Raw genomic sequence first — 26,273 nt, 5'->3', positions numbered from 1 at the left:
AGTGGCGAACGGCTGATCACCTATCGGGGCGTCGCGGGGACGAACCGGGGTAGACCCCGTACATGCGACAACCGACCTGTGTGCGACCAGCGACGCGCATGCGGCGAGTGACCGGTACATGCGACAGGTGATCAGCGGCGCCCGCGCCCGCTTCACCAAAGCCGAGGGCACCGGACGGCGCCTGCTGCGCGACCGGCGGGACCGGTGGAACTGGTTCGATCATGTGTTCCGCGCGTACCGGCGCTACCAGGACAGCCGCGGCAACCGGCTGGCCGCGTCGATCACCTGCTACGCCTTCCTGGCGTTCTTCCCGCTGGTGGCGCTGGCGTACGCGCTGCTCGGCTACCTCGTCGGGATCAGCGAGCAGGCCCGGGCATTCTTCGTGGAGGCGGTGTACTCGCTGCTGCCCGGCATGGCGGAGCAGTTGGAGGTCGACGCGATCGTCCAGTCCAAGACCGCTGCCGGGCTGATCGGCCTGGCCGGTCTGGTGCTGGCCGGGCTGGGCTGGGTGCAGGCCATGCGCGAGTCGCTGCGCGACGTCTTCGGCAAGGAGCCGCAGCCGGAGGGCAACTTCCTGATCCTGCGGTTCTGGGACGGCGCCGCCCTGGTGCTGCTGGGCGTGCTGCTCGTGCTCGGCATGGCGGTGACGACGATCACCAACACGGCCTCGCACACCGTGCTGTCCTGGCTGGGCTGGGACGATGTCACCGGTGCCGGCACCGTACTGCGGCTGCTCTCGCTGACGATGGCGATCGCGTCCAACACGCTGATCTTCCTGGTGCTGTACTCCCGGCTGTCGGGGACCCGGGCGCCCTGGCGGACGATCTACCAGGGCGCGCTGATCGGCGCGGTCGGCTTCGAGGCGCTCAAGCAGCTGGCGACGCTGCTGCTGAGCAGCACGACCAAGAACCCCGTGTACGCCTCGTTCGCCGTCGTGGTCGGGCTGATGGTCTGGATCAACATCGTGTCCCGGTTCCTGCTCATCGTGGCCGCCTGGACGGCCACCCGCCGGGCCGTCCTGACTGCGGAGGCGCGCGACGGCGAGTCCGCCGCTCAGGACGATCCGGAGGCCGCCGCCAAGGCCGATCCGGAGTGCGGTCCCGATCCCGAAGCCGGCCCGGAGCCCGAACGCGGAACAGGGGCGAGGGACGAAACGGCCGAGGTCACGACCAGAACGCGTCGTCCGCGTACTGATCCTCGGCCAATGTCCGGATCTCGGTGATCCGGCCGTCCTCGATGCGGAAGACGTCGACCGCGCGGCCGGACAGCACCCGCCCGGAGCGTTCGGCATAGGTGTGGACGAGCGCGACGCCGTGGTCGTCGCCCGCCATGACCGCGTAGGGCTCGGAACGGTACGTCCCGCCCGACAACTCGAACACCCGGACGTAGAAGCCGAGGACCTCCTCGGGCGTACGGTATTCGCCGCACAGCGGGCCGCGCCCCGGCACGCGGTGGACGACCCGTTCATGGAGCATGGACCGGATGGTCTCCATGTCGCCCTTGCCGAAGGCGCTGTAGCCGTCCCGGATCAGGGCGGTATTGGGATGCTCCAGGGCGGGATGCTCCAGGGCGAGGTGCTCCAGGTCGAGGTGCTCCAGGGCGGGGTGCTCGAGGGGAGCGGGCGGCACGGCGGCATGATCGTGAGCCACGGGGTGGTCATGGGACACGGCGTGGTCGGGGAACACAACGCCTCCTCCAGGCACCGGCCCGCCGTCCAGCGGCGGCGCGGTGACCGGCACCAGTGCGAGGGTAAGTCCGGGAGCGCGGACCCACCAGTGAGGCTGCGCTTACCTTTCCGGCTCCTCGGCGGGGTCCCTACGGCGCCGGAGCACCAGGAACAGCATCCCGCAGAGCAGTGCCGCGGTGGCCGCGCCGGTGGCCAGCAGCAGCCCCCAGCCGCCGGCGGAGTCGTTGTTGGTCAGCGGGTTGGTCGGCAGCAGCTTGTGGGCGTCGGTGGCCTTCTTGCCGCCGTCCGGCTCGCCCGGCGCGACCAGCGTGCCCACCGGCTTGGCCTTGCCGCGCGCGGCGAAGCCCCAGTCGAGCAGCTTCGCGGCGTACTTCGAGGGCGGCTGGTCGGCCCGCATCAGCGAGACGATGATCGTGTGGCCGTCGCGCTCGGCGGCGGCGACGAAGGTCTGCCGGGCCGCGATCGTGTAGCCGTTCTTGCCGCCGATCATGCCCTCGTACTCCTGCGACTGGCCCGGCAGCATCCGGTTGTGGGTGTGGATGGGGTAGCCGCCGACCTTCTTGCCCTTCTTGCGCTCCTTCTTGGTGGGGGGCGCGGGGAACTTGTGGTCGATGGTCTCCACGTACTTGCGGAAGTCGGGGTTCTTCAGCCCCTCCCGCAGGATGAGCGCCAGGTCGTACGACGAGGTGTGCTGGGTCTTGACGTCCAGCCCGAGGTCCTTGTCCAGGCCGTTGGGGGAGCCGGTGAGGGTGTCGCGGGCGTTGATCCGGCGGGCCTCGGCGTTCATGTCGGCCAGCGTCTTGTCCAGGCCGCCGTTGGCCTGCGCGAGCGCGAGCGCGGCGTCGTTCGCCGACATCATCATCAGCGCGTGGAACAGGTCGGAGACCTTGTACTGCATCTTCGGTGTCAGGCCGACCTTGGTGCCCTCGACGTCGCAGGTGGCCTGGGTCGGGCGTACGAGCTGGTCCGGCTTCAGCTTGGGGACCAGGGCGAGGGCGGTGAGCGTCTTGATGGCGCTGGCGGGCAGGTACCGGCCGTGCGCGTCCTTGGCCGCCAGCACCTCGCCGGTGTCGCCGTCGGCGATGAGGTACGAGCCCGCCTTGATCGTGGGCGCGGCCGGGACGCCGGGCGCCTCGTTCGCGACGATGCCCTTGCTGCCCAACTGCGCTCCGCCCACAGGCTGTGGAGGAGTGGTGGCCCGTGCGGCCGGTGCCGCCTGAACGGGCCCGGGATCCGCGGCTTGCGCGGGCGCGACCGGTACGAGCAGGGACGCGGTGATCAGCGGCGCCGCGAGCCCGGCGGCGACGCGCCCCGAGCGCCTCACGGCCGCGCTCCCCGGCCCTGCACTACTTCCGGTCCGTGCAGTACTTCCTGTCGCTGCACTGCTCCCTGCCGCTCCGGGAGCGGCGCGCGCCGTGCGGCCCGCGCCACCAGCGCCGGTTCTCGCCGCGCCACCCATCGCTGTGCTCGCAAGCTCCGCCCCTCGTCCCGGTCGACCCTGCTCACCGCTCGTGACCTCCAGAAGAGTAGAAGAGTAAGCGACGAAAGCGGAGAACACGCATCCCCGCGTCGACACTTCAACTCTTGGGTTATTCGGGGCTCATGGGATATTCAGGGCTGATGGGATCCATGGCGCCCACCGGATGTACGGGCCAGATGTACGGGCCGGATGTACGGGACGGACGGGCGACATGGACGGCTCGTACCCCGGAATCCGGTCCGTGCCCCCGAGTTCCCCGTGCCCCGAACGCGGTCTGCTATGCACCTGTTACCCAGAGTTGCGATTCCGGATTCCGGACGGGCGGACTAGTTCCTTTGAGGGGTGTCGGGTTACCGTTCAATGACCGAAAAGGGTGACGGGCCGTGATCGATGGCCGCCCGGACGAGTCAAATGATCCGCATAGGGCATGGTTTCCCGCAGCGTCGCGGGCACTGGACGCCATGATGGACCATGAGGCCCGAGCCGGGCGCCCGTGTTGGCGAGACGTCCGTCGTGAGACGTTCGTCGTGACGGCACGTTTGTCCAGGCTTAGGCACCCGCTGGCTGAATAGCGCCACGTGCCACGCATCGACCTGCGAGGATTGTGGACGGAGGTTGGCCGTGGCCATTGACTTCAACCCGTCGAGCGGCGCGACGCTGGGCGTGGAGTGGGAGCTCCAGCTCGTCGACGCGGAGACCCGCTTCCTGCGCCAGGACGCCCGCGAGGTGCTGGCCGCCCTGCCGTCGCTCAGCCAGGGCGGCGACATCCCGAAGATCCGGCATGAGCTGATGGAGTCGACGGTCGAGATCGTGACCGGCATCTGCAATACCGTCGGCGAGGCCAAGCAGGATCTGGCCGCCACGGTGGCCGAGTTGCGCGCCGCCGCGGCCGTTCGCGGCATCACGCTGGCCTGTACGGGCACCCATCCGATCAGCGACTGGCGGGACGCGGTGATGGCGCCGATGAAGCGCTACGCCGAGCTGATCGAGCAGATGCAGTGGCTGGCCCGGCGCATCCAGACGTTCGGCGTGCACGTCCATGTGGGCGTGAGCCATGTCGACCGGGCGATCCCGATCGTCAACGCGCTGTCGGCCTACCTGCCGCATTTTCTCGCCCTCACCGCCTCGAGCCCGTACTGGAGCGGAAGTGACACCGGCCTGGCCTCCAGCCGGGCCGTGGTGTTCGGTCAGCTCCCCACGGCGGGTCCGCCCCACCTACTTGACGATTGGGCGGCCTTCGAGGATTACATGGACACCTTGCTGCGTGCCGGTACCATCCGGAGCATCAAGGAAGTGTGGTGGGACATCCGCCCGCATCCCGATTTCGGAACCGTTGAGATCCGGATGTTCGACGGCATTCCCACGCTGCGGGAGGTGGGCATGGCCGCGGCACTCTGCCAGAGCCTGGTCACCCTCTTCGAGCAGCAGCTCGACCGCGGCTACACGCTGCCGCGGCCGGCCGCCTGGGTGGTACGTGACAACAAGTGGCGCGCCACCCGCTACGGGCTCGACGCCATCGTCATCACCGACGACACGGGGAGCACGGCACCGCTTCGCGACGATCTCTACGAGCTGATCAGGGAGCTGGAGCCGGTGGCCGACCGGCTGGGCTGCGCCGAGGAGCTCAAGGTCGCCGGGGAGGTCCTGGAACACGGGGCCCCGTACGAGCGCCAGCGCGCGATCCGCGCCGAGGGCGGCTCGGTACCGGACCTGGTGGACGCGGCGATCATGGAGCTCGCGCAGGACAGGTTCGTCACGTACGGGGAGGTCGCCCATGCCGGATCCGGGTGATCCCGACGACCGGCCCGATCATCGGCCCGACCGCCGGCCCGAGCGCTGGCCCGACCACAGGCCGGACCACCAGCCGGAGCACCGGGCCGGCGGTCGCGGCGCAGAGAAGACCACCGGGCGGACGCCGTTCGGCTCCGCCTTCGCGCAGGGGGCGCACATGACACAGACCGGACCCGGGGTGATGCCGGGCCTTGAACCACCGACCGCCCCAGGGGCGGCTCCACGTTCGGTCGGCGATCGGGCACTCGCTGATCAGACACTGGACGAGCGGGCACTGGACGAGCGGGTGAGCGACGATCACGGCATGGCCTCCGGGCGCGGCATGGCCACCGGGCCGGCGATGGCCCGGGCGATGGCCGAGCTGGGCGGGAGCGCGCTGCAGCCGCAGCTCGACACGTTCCTCGCCCGGTCCGAGCCCGCGCTGATCGCCTTCCGCCGCGATCTGCACATGCACCCCGAGCTGGGGTACGCCGAGCACCGCACCACCAAGCGGATCGCCGAACGGCTGGAGGCCGCGGGGCTCAAGCCGCAGATCCTGCCGCGCGGTACCGGCCTGTTCTGCGACGTGGGCCCGGAGGACGGCCCGACGGTCGCGCTGCGCGCCGACATCGACGCGCTGCCGCTGCAGGACGAGAAGGACGTCCCGTACCGCTCGACCGTGCCGGGCGTGGCGCACGCCTGCGGGCACGACGTGCACACCGCGATGGTGCTGGGCGCGGGGCTCTTCCTGGCGCAGCAGGCGCAGGCCGGGCTGCTGCCCGGCCGGGTCCGGCTGATCTTCCAGCCCGCCGAGGAGACGCCCGGCGGGGCACTGGACGTGATGGCGGCCGGCGGCATCTGCGGGGTCGACCGCGCGTTCGCGCTGCACTGCGACCCGCGGGCCGACGTGGGCCAGCTCGGGCTGCGCGCCGGGCCGATCACCGCGGCCTGCGACAAGGTCTACGTCAAGGTCACCGGCCCGGGCGGGGCCACCGCCCGCCCCCATCTGACCGCCGACCTGGTGTACGCGCTGGCCAAGATCGTGACCGAGCTGCCGTCCGCGCTGTCCCGCCGGGTCGACCCCCGCTCCAGCCTGTCGCTGGTGTGGGGCCGGGTGGCCGCGGGTTCGGTGGCCAACGCGATCCCCGACGACGGCATCGCCGAGGGCACCGTCCGCTGCCTGGACGACCAGGCCTGGCACCGCGCCCCCGACATGATGAACTCGCTGCTCCAGTCGGTGGCCGCGGCCTACGACGTGGAGGCCACGCTGGAGTACGTGCGCGGCGTGCCGCCCACGGTCAACGAGGCGACCAGCGTCCAGATGTTCCGGGACGCGGTGGCGCAGGTGCTCGGTGACGAGGCCGCGGTGCCCACCCCGCAGAGCCTGGGCGGCGAGGACTTCGGCTGGTACCTGGAGTCGATCCCCGGCGCGCTGGCCCGGCTGGGCGTGCGCAAGCCCGGCTCGAACGCCGAGTACGACCTGCACAGGGGCGACTTCGACGTGGACGAGGACTGCATCGCGGTCGGAGTCCGGGTGCTGGCGGCCACGGCGCTGACCGCGCTGTGGGACGGCGGCCGTCCGGGCGACACCGCACAGGTCGGAGGCACCGCCCTCGCCTGACGGCCAGGCACCGCCCCCGAGTCCACCCGATCACCCAGGGCCCACCCGATCACCCAGGGCCCACCCGATCACCCAGAGTCCACCCGATCATCCAGGGCGCATCCGATCTTGGCGCTCCGAGTTCTTCCGATCACCCCCCGAAAGCGTTTCCCGTCCCTCCCGGCCCGGTGCGATCCTTCGCCCCGGGCCGGGTCCGGTGGGCGAGGGCGGGGAATGGCCGCGGTTCGCGTTCTGACCTGTGCTGATCTCGGCCTACACCTTGGTAACGGACGCGTTGCGAAACGGTGCACAGCGGGCTTTCGTGGCGTTTTGCGGGGTAGCGTCCGATCGATTTCTGGGGAACGGGAAGGAGCGCTATCTTGCGCAGGGGACTGAAGATCTCGCTCGTCACCATGACGGGCGCGGCGTTGACGCTCAGCGCCGCCGCGTGCGGTGGCAAGAAAGCCTCCGACACGGGTGGCGAGGGCGACAAGAAGACGCTGAAGGTCGGGCTGGCCTTCGACATCGGCGGCCGCGGCGACCAGTCGTTCAACGACTCGGCGGCGGCGGGGCTCGACCGGGTCAAGAAGAGCCTGAACATTCAGACCAACGAGATCTCCGCCAAGCCGGACGAGCCCGACTCCGACAAGGAGTCGCGCCTGCGGCTGATGGCCAACCAGGGCTACAACCCGGTCGTCGGGGTGGGCTTCGCCTACACCACCTCGATCAACAAGGTGGCCAAGGACTTCCCGAACACCAAGTTCCTGGTCGTGGACGCCGACCAGTGCAAGGTGGAGGGCGCCAACGTGCTGGGCGCCTGCTTCTCCGAGGAGCAGGGCTCGTTCCTGGTCGGCGCCGCCGCGGCGCTGAAGTCCAAGAGCGGCAAGATCGGCTTCATCGGCGGCGTGAACGTACCGCTGATCCACAAGTTCCAGGCCGGGTACGAGGCGGGCGCCGAGCACGCCAAGTCGGACATCGAGATCCTGCCGGCCAACTACCTCACCCAGCCGCCGAACTTCGACGGCTTCAAGAACCCGGCGCTCGGCAAGGAGGCCGCCAAGGGGATGCTGGACGACGGCGCGGACGTGATCTACCACGCCGCGGGCGGCGCCGGCATCGGCGTGATCCAGACCGCCGGCGGGGCCCAGAAGTGGGCCATCGGCGTCGACTCCGACCAGTACAACCAGCCCGCGGTCGCGAGCGTCAAGGAGTACATCCTGACCTCGATGATCAAGCGGGTGGACCTGGCGGTGTACGACTTCGTCAACTCGGTCAGCAACGGCTCGTTCCAGCCGGGGACGAAGAAGTACGACCTGTCCAACGACGGTGTGGGCTTCTCCAGCTCCGGCGGCAAGGTCGACGACATCAAGGCCAAGCTGGACGGGTACAAGGCCGAGATCGTGGCCGGCAAGATCAAGGTTCCGACCAAGCCCTGACGGGCCGTGCGTGACCCGGCGCCTCCCTGGGCAACGAGCCCCGGGGTGGCGCCGGTGACGCATGCCGGGCACGGCGCCCACGGGAGCGCACGTGATCCGTGTGATCGATCCTGGTGATCGATCCGTGTGTGATCGATCCGTGTGGTGATCAGTGCGCGATCCGCGCGCTTGGACGCGGGACCGCAACAGCGAGCCAGGAGGGGCATTCGTGCCTGAGGAGCAGCCGGCGGGGGAGGACCTCGCCGTGCCCGCCGGAACAGGGGGCCCCGCGGGAACAGGGGGCACCCACGGAACCGGGGGGCCGGCCGTACGGCTGACATCGATCACCAAGCGCTTCCCCGGCGTGGTGGCCAACCGCGACGTCGATCTCACCATCGAGCGCGGCGAGGTGCACGCGCTGTGCGGTGAGAACGGTGCCGGCAAGTCCACGCTGATGAAGATCCTGTACGGGATGCAGCGGCCGGACGAGGGCACCATCGAGATCGACGGCGAGCGGGTCACGTTCCGTTCCCCGGCCGACGCGATCGCCCGCGGCATCGGCATGGTGCACCAGCACTTCAAGCTGGCCGACAACCTCACCGTGCTGGAGAACGTGATCCTGGGCGCCGAGCCCAAGCGGCGTGGCCGGATCGACTTCGCCGCCGCCCGGGCCCGGATCGCCGAGATGTCCGACACGTACGGACTCCGGGTGGACCCCGACGTGCGGGTGGAGACCCTCGGCGTGGGCGAGCGCCAGCGGGTGGAGATCCTCAAGGTCCTGTTCCGCGGTGCCCGGGTACTGATCCTGGACGAGCCCACGGCGGTACTGGTGCCGCAGGAGGTCGACGAGCTGTTCGGCAACCTGCGCGACCTGCGCGCCGAGGGCCTGACCGTGCTGTTCATCTCGCACAAGCTCGACGAGGTCCTGTCGGTGGCCGACAGCATCTCGGTGCTGCGCCGCGGCACCACCGTCGCGACCCGCCTCGTTCCCGCCGAGGTCACCTCGCGGCGGCTGGCCGAGCTGATGGTCGGATCCGAGCTGCCCACCCCCGAACTGCGCGAGTCCACGGTCACCGAGGACGTCCAGCTGAAGGTGGACGGGCTCACCGTGCTCACCGCCGAGGGCCGTCCCGTGGTCGACGGCGTGTCGCTGCGGATCCGGCGCGGCGAGATCGTCGGCCTGGCCGGGGTGGAGGGCAACGGCCAGTCCGAGCTGATCGAGGCCATCATGGGCATCCGGCAGCGCGACGCCGGCACCATCGCCTTCGGCGACGAGGACATCACGAACTGGCCGACCCGGCGCCGCCGGGAGGCCGGGATCGCCTACATCCCCGAGGACCGGCACCGGCACGGCCTGATCCTCGAAGGGTCCCTCTGGGAGAACCGGATGCTGGGCCATCAGACCCAGCGTCCCAACGTGCGCGGCCCCTGGATCGACCGCCGCGGCGCGCGCGCGGACACGACCCGGATCGTGCGCGAGTACGACGTCCGTACCCCCGGCATCGACGTGCCCGCCGCCGCGCTGTCGGGCGGCAACCAGCAGAAGCTGATCGTCGGCCGCGAGATGTCGGGCGACCCGCGCCTGCTGATCGCCGCCCACCCCACCCGCGGCATCGATGTCGGCGCGCAGGCCGCCATCTGGGAGTACCTGCGCCAGGCCCGCGCCGCCGGGCTGGCCGTCCTGCTGATCAGCGCCGATCTCGAGGAACTCATCGGTATGTCCGACACCCTGCACGTGATCCTGCGCGGCCGGCTGGTCGCCGAGGTCGATCCGGGCACGGTCACCCCCGAGGAGCTGGGCTCCGCGATGACCGGTGCCACGGACGAGGCCGCCTCATGAGCGGGCCGGAGGACACGCCCCCCGACCAGGACAAAGCTGACCAGGACAAGGCTGACCAGGACAAGGCTGAGCAGAACCCGCCGAAGAAGGCCCCTTCCGACGCCCCGCCCGCCGCACCGGCGGTGCCCGGGTGGAAGGCGATCATGCGGGGCCTGGGCCCGACCGGGCTGGGCCTGCAGGTCGGGGCGCCGGTCCTCGCGCTGCTGATCTCGCTGCTGATCACGATCGGGCTGCTCCGGGTGACCGGGGCCGATCCGTTCAGCTCGATCCAGAGCATGATCGACTACGGCACCACCGACAACTCGATCGTCGACATCCTCAACCGGGCCACCCGCTACTACCTGTCGGCGGTCGCGGTCGCGATCGGCTTCCGGATGGCGCTGCTCAACATCGGCGTGGACGGCCAGTACCGGCTGGCGGCGATGATGTCGGCCTCGCTCGGCGGCGCGCTGGCGCTGCCCGCCCCGATCGGCCAGTTCCTGGTGATCGTGGCCGCGATGCTGGTCGGCGGGCTGTGGGCCGCGATCGCGGGCATCCTCAAGGTCACCCGCGGGGTCAGCGAGGTGCTGTCCACGATCATGCTGAACGCGATCGCCACCGGGCTGATCGCGTACCTGCTGAACGACCAGCGGCTGGCCGAGGTCCGGCCGGGCAGCAACAACGTCGCCACCCCGCCGATCCCCGGATCCGGCCAGGTCGGCGCGTTCAACGGCGTGCTGACCACGCTGCTCTCCGGCCCGGTGCTGGCGCTGATCCTGATCGCCGGCTCCGCCCTGATCATCTACTCCGCGTACCGCCGCCAGGCCACCGCGGCCCCCGAGCAGACCGGCACCCAGCAGTCCGGTACCCAGCAAACTGGGCGAACCGGGCGCGGCCCGGCGACAGGCCTGATCCTGGGCGTGCTCGGCGCGGCCGTGTTCGTGGCGATCACCGCCGGGGTGCTCGCCCCGACGCTGACCGACCTGCCCGGCCGCGTGTACGGGCTGCTGCCGCTGGCCGCCCTGGTCGGGATCGTGTTCTGGGTGGTGATCAACCACACCCGGTTCGGCTTCGACCTCAAGATCTCCGGACTGTCGCCGACCGCCGCGCAGGCCAGCGGGGTCAGCGCGCGCCGGATGGTGGTGATCACCATGGTGATGTCCGGCGCGGTGGCCGGGCTGATCGGGATGCCCGAACTGCTCGGCGCCTCGTACGAGTACTCGCTGAACTTCCCGGCCGGACTGGGCTTCACCGGCATCACGGTGGCCCTGCTGGGCCGCAACCATCCGGCCGGTATCGCGCTGGCCGCCCTGCTGTTCGCCTTCCTCGACCAGACCTCCGACGTGCTCCAGGAGGTCGATGTGCCGAAGGAGATCGTCGGCGTGATGCAGGGCGTGGTCGTGCTGACCGTCGTCATCGTCTACGAGCTGGTCAGACGCTGGGAGATCCGGCTGCAGCAGCGGACCGTGGCGGTCGAACTCGCCACCGGCCACGACCTGGCCGCCGTCTCCGCGGCCGGTCGTGATCCCGACGGCCAAGATCCCGCCGCCGGCCAAGATCCCTCTGGCAGTCAAGATCCCTCTGACGGCGGCGCCAAGGGGGTCTCCTCATGAGCACCGTCACCACCGTCGCGGCGAAGCTGAAGAACGGCAACGGGAACGGCAAGCGGCGCCTCCGCTGGCCGCACTACCTGCTGCTGGCCGGCGCGCTGCTGGTGCTGCTGTCGCTGGTACGGGTCCTTACCGGTGCCGACGACGTGACCTCCAGCGGTACGGTCAGCGCCTCCCTCCGGCTGGCGGTACCGATCTTCCTGGCCGGGCTGGGCGGCCTGTGGTCGGAACGTTCGGGGATCATCAACATCGGGCTCGAGGGCATGATGATCCTCGGGACCTGGACCGGTGCCTGGGCGGGCTACCAGTGGGGTCCCTGGGCCGGAGTCGCCGCCGGGATCATCGGCGGCGCGCTGGGCGGGCTCGTGCACGCCATCGCGACCGTCACGTTCGGCGTCGACCACATCGTGTCCGGTGTCGCGATCAACATCCTGGGGCTCGGCCTCACCCAGTTCCTGGCCGGGCTGGTCTTCAACACCGGCGCGGCCAAGGCCCTCGGCGGTGGTCCGCGGCAGTCGCCGCCGGTGGATCCGATACCAAGACTCAACGCCCCCGTCCTGTCGGGCGGGGATTTCTTCGGCTGGAAGACTCCGGACGCGCTGGGTGCTCTGGAGGACAAGCACTGGTTCCTGGTCTCGGACCTGGCCGGCATCCTGCGCGGCCTGACCGTCGACATGTCCCTGCTCACCCTGCTGGCGATCGCGCTGATCCCGCTCAGCTTCTTCGTCCTGTGGAAGACCGCGTTCGGGCTGCGGGTCCGTTCCTGCGGCGAGGACCCGCACGCGGCCGAGTCGCTGGGCGTGAACGTCTACCGGATGAAGTACGCGGCCGTGATGATCTCCGGTGCGCTGTCCGGCCTGGGCGGCGCGTTCCTGGTCACGGTCGCCTCCCCGGTCTACCAGGACGGCCAGACCGGCGGCCGCGGCTTCATCGGCCTCGCCGCGATGATCTTCGGTAACTGGCGCCCGGGCGGGATGGCCACCGGCTCGCTGCTGTTCGGCTACACCGACGCGATGAACCTGCGCGGCGGCGGCGAGTCGGTGCACGCGCTCCTGCTGTTCGTCACGGTCATCCTGGTCGCGGTCGCGATCTGGCAGCTCGTCCGCGGCAGGCAGCTACGGCCCCTGGTCGTCACCGAACACGACCGCAACGGTGTACGGAACGCGTTCCTGGGCTCCATCCTCGCGGCCGTGGCCGCGGTCGGGCTCTTCACTTGGTTCATGCTCAGCGAGACCGTGCCGGGCGAGCTGGTCTCGTTCACACCGCACCTGACCACGCTGCTGGTCCTGGCCCTGGCGAGCCAGCGGCTCCGGATGCCGGCGAGCAACGGCCTGCGCTACCGCAAGGGAGAGGCCCGCTGATGGAGATCGACTGGCCGGCCCTGCGCACGGCCGCCCGCACCGCGATGGGCCGCGCGTACGTCCCGTACTCCAACTTCCCCGTCGGCGCGGCCGCCCTCGTCGACGACGGCCGCGTCATCACCGGCTGCAACGTCGAGAACGCCTCGTACGGCGTCGGCCTGTGCGCCGAGTGCAGCCTGACCAGCGCCCTGTTCGGAGAGGGAGCACTGTTCGGAGAGGGTGCCTCGCAGCGCCCCCGCCTCCTGGCCGTCTCCGTCGTGGACCGCAACGGCGACCCGCTGATGCCCTGCGGACGCTGCCGCCAACTGCTGTACGAGCACGGTGGCCCGGGCATGCTGCTGGAGACGGTGTCCGGCATCCGTCCCATGGCGGAGGTCCTGCCGGACGCCTTCGGCCCCGACGACCTGATCTCGAGGAGCTGAGAGTGGACGCCATCGACGTCATCCGCGCCAAACGCGACGGCGGCGAGCTGACACCGGAGCAGATCGACTGGGCCGTCCAGGCCTACACCGGCGGTGAGATCGCCGAAGAGCAGATGTCGTCGCTCGCCATGGCGATCCTGCTGAACGGCATGACCCGTCCCGAGGTCTCCCGCTGGACCCAGGCCATGATCGACTCCGGCGAACGGATGGACTGGTCCGCCCTGGAGCGCCCCACCACCGACAAGCACTCGACCGGCGGCGTGGGCGACAAGATCACACTGCCCCTGGCCCCCACCGTTGCCGCCTGCGGCGCCGCCGTACCGCAGCTGTCGGGCCGCGGCCTCGGCCACACCGGCGGCACCCTCGACAAGCTGGAGTCCATCCCCGGCTGGCGCGCCTCCCTCAGCACCGCCGAGATGCTCGACGTCCTGCGCGAGACCGGTGCCGTCGTCTGCGCCGCCGGAGGCAACCTGGCCCCCGCCGATCGCAAGCTCTACGCCCTCCGCGACGTCACCGGCACCGTCGAGTCGATCCCGCTGATCGCCTCCTCGATCATGTCCAAGAAGATCGCCGAAGGCACCGGCGCCCTCGTCCTGGACGTCAAGGTCGGCAATGGCGCGTTCATGAAGACCCTCCCCGACGCCCGCGAGCTGGCCGAGACCATGGTCGCGATCGGTACCGACCACGGACTCCGTACGGTCGCCCTGCTCACCGCCATGGACCGTCCCCTCGGCAACGCCGTCGGCAACGCGGTCGAGGTCGCCGAATCCATCGAGGTCCTGTCCGGCGGCGGCCCCTCCGACATCATCGAACTCACCATCGCGCTGGCCCGCGAGATGCTCACCGCCGCCGGCCTCACCGCCGCCAAGGACCCCGCCGACGCCCTTCGCGACGGCTCCGCCATGGACGTATGGCAGCGCATGATCTCCGCCCAGGGCGGCGACCCCCGCGCCCCGCTGCCCGTCGCGCGCGAGTCGTACGAGCTGACCGCCCCGGCCTCGGGCATCCTCACCCGCCTCGACGCCTTCGGCGTGGGCGTCGCCGCCTGGCGCCTCGGCGCAGGCCGCGCCCGCAAGGAGGACCCGGTCTCGTTCGGCGCCGGCGTCATCTGCCACGCCAGACCAGGCGACAAGCTCGTGGCGGGCCAGCCCCTGCTGTCCCTGTACGCCGACGACATGTCCCGCTTCCCGCGCGCCCTGGAAGCCCTGGAAGGCGCGATCGAGATCGTGGAGGACGGCACCCCCGACCTTCACCCCCTCATCATCGACCGCATCTCCTGAAGATCAGGAACGGACCGCCCCACACGTTCGTAACGACCCGCGACCTGGCCCCATGCGCACCGCGACAAGGCCCTTGAACGCCGGGCTCACTGAGCCCGGCCGCGTGGTCGCCCGGACGCCCTGACCGAGGACGTCGGCGCCCGTTCCGAACTCATCGCGAGGGGCTGTCTGTGTAAGGCCTTGCGCCTCCAACCAACGACCCGCGCAGGCAGCGGTACATCCAACTCCTCTTGGTGATCAACGGCTGGCTGCCTCCAGAAGACCTGACACCCGCGCTCGAATGGTCCGTCCAAGCTCTGCGAACTCGAGCCCGAGGGTGTACCTGAGAACGCGTTCAGCCCCGCGGCTTCCCGCCCACGTACGGCACCGTCCGCCAGAGTCGTAAGCCATCGGTAAGTGCGCCACAATCAGCCCCAGTTCAACACAGGCCACCTCACGCACCGCCGCAGCAGCCCGCGAGCTTCCGCAAGAATCCCGAGAGGTGCTCGCTTCCGCGAGGTTGCGCGACCTCTCACTGCCTGATCAGACGGCGGGGTTGCCCACCTTCGAGATCTGGGCGCGGCATCTCGCCCTGCTCCTGAGCCTGCTCCTGCCCCTGCTCCAGGGCCTGATCCTGGTCGTGATCACGGTCGAGGTCAGGGCCGTGGACGGGGGCGTGGATCTCGCTGTAAGCACCGTCCGCGGTCATCACGATGCGGCCGGTTTCGTAGCCGTGCTCGACCTCCTGCCATTCGCGGGCGACCAGCGCGAGGCAGATCCAGCGGGTGATCGCGAACACCACGACCGGCCCGATGAGTACGGCGATGCGGAAGAATCCCGTCACGGCGAACAGCGACAGATGGAAGGTATCGGCGATCTGATCGTTGGCGGCGGCGGCCCACAGCAGGCCGTAGAAGGCGATCCCGGCGGCGCCCAGCCCGGTACGGAAGGCGTGGTCGCGGGGCCGGTCCAGGACATGGTGAAGGCGGCGGTCGCCGGTGAACCGCCGCTCGATCCACGGATAGGCGGCCAGGGCGGTGAAGAACGCGCCAGGGACCAGGAGGGCGGGCACCAGCACCGCGAGGGTGATCGGATGACCGGCGACGGTGATCTCCCAGCCGGGCATGATCCGTACCGCGCCGTCCAGGAACCCCATGTACCAGTCAGGTACGGCCCCGGCGCTGATCGCTCCGGGCTCGTAGGGGCCGTACAGCCAGATCGGGTTGATCTGGGCGAGGGTGCCCAGCAGTACCAGCACTCCGCAGGTGTACAGCAGCAGCGCGACCGAACGGAGGCCGCGGCGTCGGCCGGCGGGCGGGGAACCCGGGAAGCGGGTGTGCCCGAAACGCGTGATCAGCAGGCGGCGGAGCGGGAACAGCGCGGCGATGGCGGCGGGGACCAGCAGGATGTGCGCCCAGTACAGGCGCGGGATGATGTCGTCGCCGGGGATGTCGGCACCGAACAGCAGGAAGGTCACGCCGGTCCCGATGACGGGGATGGACTGGGTGACACCCTGGATGAGGCTGAGGCTGCCGCCCGACAGCATGTCATCGGGCAGCACGGTACCGGTCACGCCCGCGGCCATCGCCAGGGTCAGCATGCCGACCCAGATCAGCCAGTTCAGGCGGCGTGGGCTGCGGAACGCGCCGGTGAAGAACATCCGCAGGATCTGGCAGCAGATGGCGGCCGTGAAGATCAGCGCCGCCCAGTGGTGGACTTGGCGCATCAGCAGCCCGCCGCGTACCTCGAGGCTGAGATGCAGAGTGGATTCGTACGCCTTGCTGACCTCGACGCCGCGCAGGGGACCGTAGGAGCCCTCGTAGGTCGTCCGCGCCATGTCCGGGTCGAAGAAGAACGTCAGGAACGCCCCGGTGGCCAGCAGCACGATGAAGGAGTGGAGTGTGATCTGCGCGAACAGGAAACTCCAATGATCCGCCTCCGTACGCCGGACCAAGCGTTGGAGCGGGCTGCCCTTCGTAGGCCCGCCGGTGACCGTCATCAGCGCGTTCGGCAGCGGCCGGGGCGAGCCCGGCCGCCCCCGGTCAGGGCGAACCTTCTCGTCCCTGAGCCGCCGCGAACGCACATTCGCACGTGCCATTGTGATCGGCTTCTTCTTCATCAGCTCACGCCCCCGGAATAGGCCCGTCTAATGAACTAGACCGATTCCAGGCATGAAATGTGACAGGTCGGCCGGGTGATAAACGCCACGTGTGATATAGGTGACTATGGTCGTGCTGCTTCAGAGCTCAGACAGATCAATGACCGTCGCTCGAAATCCCTGGTTGATGAGCACGCCAGTGCCCCTGTCCCGGCCGCCTCGCACCGCCGACCGCCAGGCGGGCCCATCAACTGTGGCCGCATCGGCCGCCCAGATCGGTGCACTTCGGGGCTGGTACGTTCGGCGTTAGCAGCGCACGCAAGCAGTCCTCGCAGCGGCACCGGGAGAAGGACCGGAACGGCGAGGTCACGCAACGAGCATCGAGAGCCCCCTGCCACGGTGGCCCCACATAACCCACGAGCACAGCGACTATAAGAACGTCCCGGCAGTCGGACGTTCTCGCTGTAGACCGTCCGGCTGCAGGTCTGCCAGTCCGCAGGCCTATCCGTCCGTAGGCTGTCCCACCCGTAGGTCGCTTCATCCGGTCGTTCTCATTAGCCTCAGCGGCTCACAACGGTCTCCCGCTCCACACGCGACAGTTTCTCGGGATTGCGCACGTAGTAGAGCCTGGTGACCAAACCGCCCTCTACGAGCACCGCCATCACGCCGTCGATCTCCCCGTTGAGTCGTACGATCAGAGCCGGACCACCATTGACCTGTACCGGCTCGGCCGATATCGCGGCGCCGACCCTGTTCAAAGAGGCCGCGTACAGTCGAGCCACCTTGTCGGCCCCGACAATGGGTCGCAGCAGGGCCTGTTTGATCCCGCCTCCGTCGCTCAGGGCGACGACGTCCGGCGCGAGGATGTCGAGCAGGTGCTGCAGGTCGCCGGTCTCGACCGCCCGTTGAAAGGCACTGAGCGCAGCCCGAGTATCTGCCGGGGACACGATGCCGCGCGGCTGGCGTGCGGCGACGTGTCCCCGTGCCCGATGGGCGATCTGGCGGACCGCGGCCGGGGTCTTGTCGACGGCTTCGGCGATCTCGTCGTAGTCCAGAGCGAACACCTCGCGCAGGACGAACACCGCCCGCTCGGTCGGCCCGAGTGTCTCCAGTACGACCAGCATGGACATCGAGATGCTTTCAGCGAGCTCGACGTCCTCGGCCACGTCGGGCATGGTCAGTAGCGGCTCGGGCAGCCACGGCCCGACGTAGGACTCCTTGCGCCGGGCGAGCGTGCGTAGCCGGTCCAGCGCCTGCCGGGTGGCGATCCGCACCAGGTACGCGCGCTGCTCCCGCACCGTGTCCAGATCGATGCTCACCCATCGCAGCCAGGTCTCCTGCAGGACGTCCTCGGCGTCGGCGGCCGAGCCGAGCATCTCGTAGACGATGGTGAACAGCAGGTTCCGGTGGGCGACGAAGACGTCGGTAGCGGAGTCCACGCGGTCGCCAGGAGCGAGTGGTTCGACTGCTTCCGTCGCTCGTTCGCCGTGCTCACTCATGCCTGGCTCCCGCTCACTCTCAACCGTCCCGGCTGGTCAAATCGCCCTGCTAGTCAACGCCCTGGCTGCTCAAACCGCCCCTGCGGGCCAACCGTCCTCCATGCACAAGACGCCGGTCCACGCCGCTTTGTGACACCCGCGATCGGTGGCGCACGTCACATGATCGGCTCTGTCACATGGCCCGCTCTGTCACAGGGATCAGACGCCCGCGTCTCGTGATTTATCGGCGCCGCACGAAGGATCCGCGCGGTACGCAACTCCACGAGCAGAGGACGAAGAGTCATGGCAACCACGAAGGCGCAGGCACCGGCGGTCTCGTCGCGCCGCTGGGCCGCGCTGTTCTTCATCGGGCCGGCCCATCTGATGATCTCGGATGGTGACCGGCAGTGGATCATCACCGCGTACACGCTGGCGTTCGGCAGCCTGCTGCTGGGCGGCCGGATCGCAGATCACACCGGCCGCAAACGGACCTTCCAGATCGGGCTGCTCGGCTTTGCCGCCGCGTCGGCGCTGGGTGGCGCGGCGGGCAACTTCGAGATCTCGCTCTCCAAGATCGTTGATTGGCGTACCCGCGCTGCCGTGGCGTGGTGCCCGCACCATCTGTGTGGTCACCTACATGACGGCGGGCGTGATGCTGCGGACTGTGGACTGCGCTCGCCGTCGTCCTGGCACCCTTCGGCACGCCTGGCCGGCGCGCGTTCACCCGTCAGGCGAGGCGGGCACATGTACGACTTGGTCTGATCAGCTTAGGGCCCTGCTGGTTGCCGAGCGGATGAACATCTACCCGTCAGCCGGTGGGCCCTGCCTTCGCGCTGGGTGATCGAGGGAAGGGCTCGCCCAGGCCGGTAGGCCTCCAGGCGGTAGACGAACCGTCCGTCACGATCCTTCTGAACGCTCATCTGGTGCGGATCGGTGTGCTTGAACCGGTTGTGCCAGCCGCAGCACAGCGCGAGCCGGTCCACATCGGTCGGGGCATCGCCCAGCGCCCACCCGTCCACGTGATCCACTTCGCAAAGCGTGGCGGGCACTTCGCACCCGCGTACGGCACATGTCGGATACAAGGCCTCCAGTACCCGGCGCTGACCCAGGGAGGCGAACCGGGCCCGCCGTCCCAAGTACAGCGGGATGTTGCCGGGCCCCAAGAGCAGGGGTGAGACCCCGGCGGTCAGCGCGATCCGCCGCGCCTGGGCGGCGGGGATCGGGGTGCCGTCGGACAGTCTGGCCGGGGCGTTGCCACCGGTCAGCGTCTCCAGATCGCAGATCACGGTGACCTTGGTGGCTCGGTGGCCACCCGCCAGCACGCAGGACAGTGCGGCGGCCGTCCGCTCGGACAGGTCCCGCCGGTCCTCGGGTCCCGCCGGCTTGGCCAGCGGCCCCAGAGTGCCGTCCCAGACAGCGGCGTCCTCGGCGTTCAGCCAGCCCTTCACATACCGGCCGCCGTCCAGTGAGCGCGTCGAGGCGATCCATGACCGCTCATAACCTCGTACGGCGTCATCTGGAGCCTGCTCGGTGCCGTCGCGTTCGGCGATCACCTCACGGATCCGGGACCCGAACGAGGCGACCTTCCCGGCCGAGAAGCCGTCGTCGGCCATCTCCAGCAGCAGTTCCTCGGCCCGGACACAGTCCTCCTCGCCCAGCCGGGCCACCGACTGAACGATCGCCACCGCGTACCCCGACGACAGCGACCCATCACCCAGCCGTTCGGCCACCTCGGGCACGCGAGGCAGCTGGCGAGCCAGCAGAACACGTTCCCTGGCGCGCGCATCACGCATCCCCAGCCGAGACCGAAGCCAGGCCTGCGTGGACGGAAAACCCCAGCGACGCACCTCACCGGCACGATCGACCACACCGATCAGCCCAGCCAGCACACCTTCCTGCACATCAGCGGCCCGGACCAACGTCTCGGCCCACTCCATGCACACCATCGCCGACTCGGCCGCCCCACGGGCAGCGAGCTCGGACACGACCGCAGCGGCCATGTCCACCAGCTCCCCGGTGGACATGGACTGCACATCGCCCCCACTCGAACGCATGAGCTAATACTGCCGAGTGCAATCGATTGATCACAACAAGTTCATCCAATAATTCCACGACATCTCCGCAAGTCGGTATGTCTGACAGACAAACCATGTCTATCTGGACAATAGTCCTGCTGGCGAGACATGGCCTATTCGGTGTACGGCATGTTCTGTCGCGGAGGCAGAGTCATGTAAAGAAGGTCGCGTAAAGAGGGGTGCAGGAGGCGGATGCTCGAAAGTGAGTAGGCGATTCACGCGCACATCGAGGATCGCGGGTCGGGAGACATCATTGATGTTCATGTCCCACCTCCAGGGCTGCGAAATTCTGAGAGTTCTCCGGAGTAGGAAAGGGTGGTTTGAGAAAAGGCTAGATCGAGGAGCGCACTCTGTGATCTGAAGAAGGGACCTATGACCTGCAAGGGAGCGTACAAAGTGGGATAGAAAGCGCAGTCCCGCCATGTGGTCGACGGACATGTCGCCGATATCGCGAAGGGCGGTCCAGGAGAAGGAAGGGTGCCTAAATGCTGGTTACCTTGGAAGGGTGAAGCTGACCACGTACACCCTCGGCTGCGCGAATTTGGCGAACCATGCGAACATGCGATCATTCGTACTGAGAGCCAACTCAAAGTCAACGCAAAAGGTTCGCAAACTTCAGTGTTATCTATTCCATGTGGGGCTGCATAGCCAAGGTATCCACGTCTTTCAATTCCGCGAGACCTCGTCACGTTGAAAACGACTCCCTCTTGCGCGAGGAGCCTCCTTGGAGCTTTGGAAGGGGTGGGGGTGGCGCGTCGGGCGGGGCAGGCGGAGCCTGCCCGATGGGACTGCCTTCAGGGGGCGCAGAGGCTCCAGGGTCAAGGGTCGGCCGGAGGCCGATCGCGAAGCGACGCGAAGCGCCCTTGACGCTGGAGGGGCGCCCCCGTACGCAGCGCCGCCCCCACCACTGCCCCCGTTTCCCGTTCCCCGGCCCTGTTGTCTCCGTCCCCGCCCCGCCCCGCCTCGGCCATGGCCCGCCCGGCCTCCAGCCTTCGGCCCCTGGCCCCCGGCCCCCTGATCTGGCCTCCAAGGTCGGGAAAGCCTGGGGGCGAGGACAGTGGAGGAGCGGGTACGGCCAAGGCCTGTTTGGGAGGGTCGGCGGGACGATCATTACTGAGTAACGGCCGGTTCGTCGGCGAGAGTTGCCAACGTGAGAGTGGGGAGCGGGGAGTAGATTCGTTCAGATGAACGATCGTCCGTCTCTCGAAGACATCCGGCGCGCGCCGAAGGTGCTGTTGCACGATCACCTGGACGGCGGTCTGCGGACCGAGACCATCGTGGAACTGGCGCGGGACGCCGGGTACGAGGACCTGCCGACGACCGACCCCGGCAACCTGCGTACGTGGTTCACCGAGGCGTCCAACTCCGGGTCGCTGGAACGCTACCTGGAGACCTTCTCGCACACCGTGGGGGTCATGCAGTCGGCCGAGGCGCTGACCCGCGTCGCGTACGAGTGCGCGGAGGACCTGGCCAAGGACGGTGTGGTGTACGCGGAGGTGCGGTACGCGCCGGAGCTGCACACCGCGACCGGAATGCCGCTGGAGCAGGTCGTCGAGGCGGTCCTGGACGGGTTCGCCCAGGGCAGCCGTGATCACGGGATCCAGGTCGGGACGCTCGTGACCGCGATGCGGCACCAGGCGCGGAGCATGGAGATCGCCGAGCTGGCCGTCCGGTACCGGGACGCCGGCGTGGTCGGCTTCGACATCGCGGGCGCGGAGGCCGGCTACCCGCCGACCCGCCACCTGGACGCCTTCGAGTACCTCCAGCGCGAGAACTCCCACTTCACCATTCACGCGGGCGAGGGCTTCGGACTGCCGTCGATCTGGCAGGCGATCCAGTGGTGCGGTGCCGACCGGCTCGGCCACGGTGTACGGATCATCGACGACATCACCGAGGACGAGGACGGCAACCCTCAGCTGGGTCGGCTGGCCGCGTACGTACGGGACAAGCGGATCCCGCTGGAGATGTGCCCGACGTCCAATATCCAGACGGGGGCCGCCAAGTCGATCGCGGAGCATCCGATCGGGTTGCTGCGGCGGCTGAGCTTCCGGGTCACGGTCAACACCGACAACCGGCTGATGAGTGGAACCCTGCCGTCGCTGGAGCTGGACAAGCTGGTGGAGGCGTTCGACTACGGATGGGATGACCTGCAGTGGTTCACGGTGAACGCGATGAAGTCGGCCTTCATCGCGTTCGACGAACGGCTGGAGCTCATCAACAACATCATCAAGCCCGGATTCGCAGCGCTCCGCGACCAGGATTGAGTCGTCCCTGACAAGGATCTTCCCTGACAAGGATGGGGCGCCTTCCCGACCGGGATTTAAGTCCTCCGCGGTGGGGGGGCGAGTTTTCGGCGGCAGGGATCGCGTCTGTCGCTGGTCTGGCGGCCCGTGGCCCGTGTCCCGTGGCGTTCGGCATCCCAGGTGTCCCATGACCAATGCGTTCCGTGTCGCTGAACGCCGGCCCTCGCAATGCTGTGTCCCTAGAGCACTGTGTCCTTGGTCCCTAGAGCGCTGTGTCCTAGAGCGCTGTGTCCCTGGAGTGCCGTGTCCCCTGGAAAGATGTTGGCATGACCCCGCTGCTGACGATCCGGTCCACCGCCGCACGGGTGGGCGCCTGGGCGTGGCTGGCCTTCGCCACGCTCAATCTCATCGATATCGCCGTGCGCGGCCGGGACGTGGCCGCGCTGGTCATGGCCGCGCTGCTCCTGCTCGGCTGCGGCATCGCGTACGTCATGGGCCTGCGCCCGGCCGTGGTCGCCGACGAGCAGGGAATCACGGTACGGAACCCGATGCGGGACGTACGGGTCCCGTGGCCGTCCTCGCGCAAGATCGAAGGTACGGAGGCCCTGACATTCCTGTTCAAGGAGCAGGGCGGCGAGGAGCGAAAGGTCAAGGCCTGGGTGCACCAGACGTCGCCGCGCGCCCGTGCCAAGGCCGAGGCCCGGCAGCGACGGGAGGCCGCGGGCGCCCAGGGCGCCGCCGCGGCGGCCTTGAGGAACAGCACGCCCACCATGTACGCCGTCCAGCAGCTCAATGATCTGGCCAAGAGCCACACTCCGAAGGTGAAGGCATCGAAGACCGCGCCTCCTGCGGAAGACGCGGAGCCGGGCGGCAAGATCACCTGGTCGCGGAAGGCGGTCGCGGCGCTGGCGGTCCCGGGCGCGCTGGTCGCGGTCGCGGCCTTGCTTGCTCTGGTGACCTGAAGCTGCTCAGTGACCTGAGACTGCCCCTGCCGGCCTGAGACTTGCTCTGCTGACCTGACGCTCTCTCTGCTGGCCTGGGACTGTGCTCTGCCGGCCTGAAGGCTTGCTCTGTTGACTTGGAACTGCTCTGTTGACCTTGGGCTCGGCCTGCCGACCTGAGGCTCAGTCCAGGGCGAGGGCGGTGGAGAGGGCGTCGCGGAGGGCGTCCAGATCTCGTGCCGCCTCGGCCCGCGTGGCGGCCACGTCTTCGTGTACGGGCCGTACGACCTCCAGGTAGCACTTGAGCTTGGGCTCGGTGCCGGACGGACGGACGACGATTCGCGCGGACGAGGCCAGCTCGAACCGCAGCCCCTCGGTGGGCGGCAGCCCGTCCACACCCTGTGCAAGGTCATCGAAGCGTTCGACGGCGAACCCGGCAAGCTCGGCCGGAGGAGCGACCCGCAGGCGTTCCAGGGCCTCGGGGATCAGCGCGAGATTCCGTACCCGGATGGACAGCTGCGCGGTCGCGTGCAGGCCGTACCGGCGGGCCTGGTCGTCCAGGAGATCAAGGAGCGTCCGGCCGTCCCGCTTGGCCTCGGCGGCCATGGCGGCGATCGTGAGCGCCGCGCCGATGCCGTCCTTGTCGCGGACGATCCCGCCCACGCTGTAGCCGAGCGCCTCCTCGTACCCGTAGACGATCCCGTCCCCGGCCTTCATGATCCACTTGAAGCCGGTCAGGGTCCGGGCCGAGCGCGCTCCGTACGCCTCGGCGATCCGGGCCAGCAGCGAGGAGGACACGATCGTCGTCACGACGAGCCGGTCGCCAGGCGCATCCGATGGAGTGTTCCGCAGGACGTGCTCGGCGAGCAGTCCCCCGAGTTCGTCGCCGGTGAGCTGCCGTCCTGCTCGGCCGGCGCTTCCTGCTAGGTCGGCCCTTTCTGCTCGGTCGGCACGTTCGGCATGGCTCGGGACGGCCACGGCGCAGCGGTCCGCGTCCGGGTCGTTCGCGATCACTAGGTCCACGGCTCCGGTCCGGTGCGTGCCTCCGGACATGTCCGGGACATCGGCGATGTCCGCGTCGCGGGCGAGGTCGAGTGCCAGGTCCATGGCGCCGGGCTCTTCGGGGTTCGGGAACGCGACCGTCGGGAAGTCCGGGTCGGGCTCGGCCTGCTCGGGTACGACGGTCGGCTCGGGGAATCCGGCGCGAGCGAAGGCACGCAGCAGGACCTCTCGGCCCACGCCGTGCAGCGGTGTATAGACCGTCGTGACGTCGCGGGCATCGCCGAGCGGGAGACCGGACAGGGCGTCCAGGTAGGCCTCGACGATCTCGTCGCCCAGGACCGTCCAGTCGTCGCCGAGCGGTAGCGCGTCCACCCGTCCGACCGCGTCGATGGCCGCCGAGATCTCGCTGTCGAGCGGCGGTACGATCTGCGCCCCGTCGTCCCAGTAGACCTTGTAACCGTTGTCCCGCGGCGGGTTGTGGCTCGCGGTCACCATCACGCCCGCGGAGGCCCCCAGAAGCCGTACGGCGAACGCCAGTACCGGGGTGGGCAGCGTCCGGGGGAGTAGCCAGGCCTTGAGCCCCGCACCCGTGACGACCGCCGCCGTGTCGAGCGCGAACCGTTCCGACCCGTACCGCGCGTCGTACCCGATCACCACACCGCCGGCCACACCGCCTGCCTCGGCAGCCGCGCTTCCCGTTCCAGCAGCCTTTCCGCTCGTTCCAGTAGCCGCGTCGTCCGTTCTGGGAGCCTTTCCGCCCGTCCTGGTCGTTGCGTTGCCGGTACGCAGGCGGGCCGCCAGGCCGGCGGCGGCGCGCATGACCGTGACGCGGTTCATCCGGTTAGGGCCCGCGCCCAGCTCGCCGCGCAGCCCCGCCGTGCCGAACTCCAGCCGGGCCCCGAACCGATCAGCCAGAGCCGCTTCATCCCCAGCCTCCAGGATCTCGCGCAGCTCGTCGCGGGTCACGGGATCGGGATCCTGGGCCAGCCACTCCTCGGCCTGCTTGCGTCGGCGTTCCTTCACCGCATGGGGCTCGTTCAAGGCATGGGCTCTTTCACGGCAGGAGGCTCGTTCACAGTTTGGAGATGACCGTTCCGAGCAAGGTCCCCATCTTGCCGGCGGCCACGCGGCCCGCGGCGAGGACCTCTTCGTGATCGAGAGTTCCCTCGGCCAGCCCCGCCGCCATGTTGGTCACCAGCGACACGCCCAGAACCTCGGCACCGCCCTGCCGCGCCGCGATCGTCTCCAGGACCGTGGACATCCCGATCATGTCGGCACCGAGCGTACGGAGCATGCGGATCTCGGCGGGCGTCTCGTACGTCGGGCCGCGGAACGCCGCGTACACGCCCTCGGCCAGCGACGGGTCCACCTCGCGGGCCAGCGCCCGCAGGCGTCCCGAGTACGCCTCCGTGAGGTCCAGGAAGGTCGGGCCGGTGAGCGGGTTGTCACCGGACAGGTTGAGATGGTCGGAGATCAGCACCGGGTCGCCGACCTGTTGGTGTTCGGGACGGAGCCCGCCCGCCGCGTTCGTCAGGACCACGGTGTGCACTCCGGCCGCCAGCGCCGTACGGACACCGTGCACGACCGGATCGACGCCCAGCCCCTCGTACAGGTGCGTACGGCCAAGGAAGACCAGCGCGCGCCGGCCGCCGATCTCCACCACGCGGATCTTCCCCGCGTGGCCCTCGACGGCGGGGGGCGCGAAGCCGGGCAGTTCGGTGACCGTCAGCTCCGTCAGAGGCTCGCCGAGCGCGTCGGCGGCCGGTACCCAGCCGGACCCCATCACCAGGGCCACGTCGAAGGAGTCGAAGGACGTCAGCTCCCGCAGCCGCTCCGCGGCGGCTCGGGCCCGTGGAAAAGCATCATTGCTCACCAGGTCGACACTACCGGCGCTCTGGTCCGGGAGTTCTCTGGCGCAGGAGGTTCTCTGGTGCAGGAGGTTCTGGCGCGGGAATTCTCTAGTACCAGAAGTTCTTTGGGCGCGAAGGTTCTCTGGACGCGAGGTTCTTCTGA

19 protein-coding genes are annotated in these 26,273 nt (G+C 69.2%); 12 read left to right on the top strand and 7 right to left on the bottom strand.

What is annotated here, in order from left to right:
• The first annotated feature begins 118 nt into the window (after positions 1-118).
• Positions 119-1,222 carry a YihY/virulence factor BrkB family protein gene (locus tag ACH34Q_RS25305; protein ID WP_395985530.1) on the top strand — a complete coding sequence of 368 codons (1,104 nt, stop codon included), beginning with the start codon at positions 119-121 and terminating at the stop codon, positions 1,220-1,222.
• Here ACH34Q_RS25305 and ACH34Q_RS25300 read toward each other — a convergent pair.
• Together ACH34Q_RS25300 and ACH34Q_RS25295 are read right to left on the bottom strand one after the other, a co-directional pair.
• On the bottom strand, positions 1,164-1,739 hold the full coding sequence (locus ACH34Q_RS25300; protein WP_395985529.1) for a nuclear transport factor 2 family protein: 576 nt from the start codon (positions 1,737-1,739) through the stop codon (positions 1,164-1,166). The two genes, ACH34Q_RS25305 and ACH34Q_RS25300, sit on opposite strands and share 59 nt — an antisense overlap.
• A 48-nt stretch (positions 1,740-1,787) precedes the next feature.
• A complete protein-coding gene (locus tag ACH34Q_RS25295; protein ID WP_395985528.1) occupies positions 1,788-3,011 on the bottom strand; it encodes a D-alanyl-D-alanine carboxypeptidase family protein in 1,224 nt (407 codons plus the stop codon).
• A 777-nt stretch (positions 3,012-3,788) separates the two neighbouring features.
• Here ACH34Q_RS25295 and ACH34Q_RS25290 point away from each other — a divergent pair.
• The 8 genes from ACH34Q_RS25290 to ACH34Q_RS25255 all read left to right on the top strand — a co-directional run bounded on the left by ACH34Q_RS25290 (position 3,789) and on the right by ACH34Q_RS25255 (position 14,444).
• Positions 3,789-4,958: a glutamate--cysteine ligase gene (locus ACH34Q_RS25290; protein WP_395985527.1), complete on the top strand. Its 1,170-nt coding sequence runs from the start codon at positions 3,789-3,791 to the stop codon at positions 4,956-4,958.
• A 352-nt stretch (positions 4,959-5,310) separates the two neighbouring features.
• Positions 5,311-6,558 carry a M20 family metallopeptidase gene (locus ACH34Q_RS25285; protein ID WP_395985551.1) on the top strand — a complete coding sequence of 416 codons (1,248 nt, stop codon included), beginning with the start codon at positions 5,311-5,313 and terminating at the stop codon, positions 6,556-6,558.
• Positions 6,559-6,917: 359 nt separating this feature from the next.
• Positions 6,918-7,973 carry a BMP family protein gene (locus tag ACH34Q_RS25280; protein WP_395985526.1) on the top strand — a complete coding sequence of 352 codons (1,056 nt, stop codon included), beginning with the start codon at positions 6,918-6,920 and terminating at the stop codon, positions 7,971-7,973.
• 244 nt (positions 7,974-8,217) lie between these two features.
• Entirely contained in the window at positions 8,218-9,792 is a 1,575-nt protein-coding gene (locus ACH34Q_RS25275) for an ABC transporter ATP-binding protein (protein WP_395985550.1), read from the top strand.
• Positions 9,789-11,384: an ABC transporter permease gene (locus ACH34Q_RS25270; RefSeq protein WP_395985525.1), complete on the top strand. Its 1,596-nt coding sequence runs from the start codon at positions 9,789-9,791 to the stop codon at positions 11,382-11,384. The genes ACH34Q_RS25275 and ACH34Q_RS25270 overlap by 4 nt, the downstream gene beginning before the upstream one ends.
• Complete coding sequence (locus tag ACH34Q_RS25265) at positions 11,381-12,742, top strand: ABC transporter permease (protein WP_395985524.1); 1,362 nt, start codon at positions 11,381-11,383, stop codon at positions 12,740-12,742. The genes ACH34Q_RS25270 and ACH34Q_RS25265 overlap by 4 nt, the downstream gene beginning before the upstream one ends.
• The gene (locus ACH34Q_RS25260; protein ID WP_395985523.1) at positions 12,742-13,164 is read left to right on the top strand and encodes a cytidine deaminase; all 423 of its coding nucleotides are present in this window, start codon (positions 12,742-12,744) and stop codon (positions 13,162-13,164) included. The genes ACH34Q_RS25265 and ACH34Q_RS25260 overlap by 1 nt, the downstream gene beginning before the upstream one ends.
• Before the next feature lie 2 nt (positions 13,165-13,166).
• Positions 13,167-14,444 (top strand): thymidine phosphorylase, encoded by a 1,278-nt coding sequence (locus ACH34Q_RS25255; RefSeq protein ID WP_395985522.1) that lies wholly within the window; start codon positions 13,167-13,169, stop codon positions 14,442-14,444.
• A 511-nt stretch (positions 14,445-14,955) separates the two neighbouring features.
• Here the strand turns inward: ACH34Q_RS25255 and ACH34Q_RS25250 are convergent.
• A complete protein-coding gene (locus ACH34Q_RS25250; protein WP_395985521.1) occupies positions 14,956-16,521 on the bottom strand; it encodes a cytochrome bc complex cytochrome b subunit in 1,566 nt (521 codons plus the stop codon).
• 560 nt (positions 16,522-17,081) lie between these two features.
• Positions 17,082-18,020, bottom strand: coding sequence for an RNA polymerase sigma-70 factor (locus tag ACH34Q_RS25245; RefSeq protein ID WP_395985520.1), 939 nt, complete (start codon positions 18,018-18,020; stop codon positions 17,082-17,084).
• A 282-nt stretch (positions 18,021-18,302) separates the two neighbouring features.
• On the opposite strand from ACH34Q_RS25245, the gene ACH34Q_RS25240 reads away from it, so the two are divergent.
• On the top strand, positions 18,303-18,761 hold the full coding sequence (locus tag ACH34Q_RS25240) for a hypothetical protein (protein ID WP_395985519.1): 459 nt from the start codon (positions 18,303-18,305) through the stop codon (positions 18,759-18,761).
• 5 nt (positions 18,762-18,766) lie between these two features.
• On the opposite strand, the gene ACH34Q_RS25235 is transcribed toward ACH34Q_RS25240, so the two are convergent.
• Positions 18,767-20,053: a DUF222 domain-containing protein gene (locus ACH34Q_RS25235; RefSeq protein ID WP_395985518.1), complete on the bottom strand. Its 1,287-nt coding sequence runs from the start codon at positions 20,051-20,053 to the stop codon at positions 18,767-18,769.
• 1,205 nt (positions 20,054-21,258) lie between these two features.
• On the opposite strand from ACH34Q_RS25235, the gene ACH34Q_RS25230 reads away from it, so the two are divergent.
• Together ACH34Q_RS25230 and ACH34Q_RS25225 are read left to right on the top strand one after the other, a co-directional pair.
• The gene (locus tag ACH34Q_RS25230) at positions 21,259-22,338 is read left to right on the top strand and encodes an adenosine deaminase (RefSeq protein ID WP_395985517.1); all 1,080 of its coding nucleotides are present in this window, start codon (positions 21,259-21,261) and stop codon (positions 22,336-22,338) included.
• Positions 22,339-22,643: 305 nt separating this feature from the next.
• Complete coding sequence (locus tag ACH34Q_RS25225) at positions 22,644-23,279, top strand: PH domain-containing protein (RefSeq protein ID WP_395985516.1); 636 nt, start codon at positions 22,644-22,646, stop codon at positions 23,277-23,279.
• A 162-nt stretch (positions 23,280-23,441) separates the two neighbouring features.
• On the opposite strand, the gene ACH34Q_RS25220 is transcribed toward ACH34Q_RS25225, so the two are convergent.
• Both ACH34Q_RS25220 and ACH34Q_RS25215 read right to left on the bottom strand, forming a co-directional pair.
• A complete protein-coding gene (locus ACH34Q_RS25220; RefSeq protein WP_395985515.1) occupies positions 23,442-25,301 on the bottom strand; it encodes a phospho-sugar mutase in 1,860 nt (619 codons plus the stop codon).
• A gap of 31 nt (positions 25,302-25,332) precedes the next feature.
• The gene (locus ACH34Q_RS25215) at positions 25,333-26,133 is read right to left on the bottom strand and encodes a purine-nucleoside phosphorylase (protein ID WP_395985514.1); all 801 of its coding nucleotides are present in this window, start codon (positions 26,131-26,133) and stop codon (positions 25,333-25,335) included.
• Positions 26,134-26,273: the final 140 nt, after the last annotated feature.

Source organism: Actinomadura sp. 9N407 (genome assembly GCF_044326315.1).
In the GTDB taxonomy this organism is placed as follows: Bacteria; Actinomycetota; Actinomycetes; order Streptosporangiales; family Streptosporangiaceae; genus Spirillospora.
The sequence above is the reverse complement of the archived record's forward strand: the minus strand, read 5'-3'. Positions and strand labels throughout refer to the sequence as shown.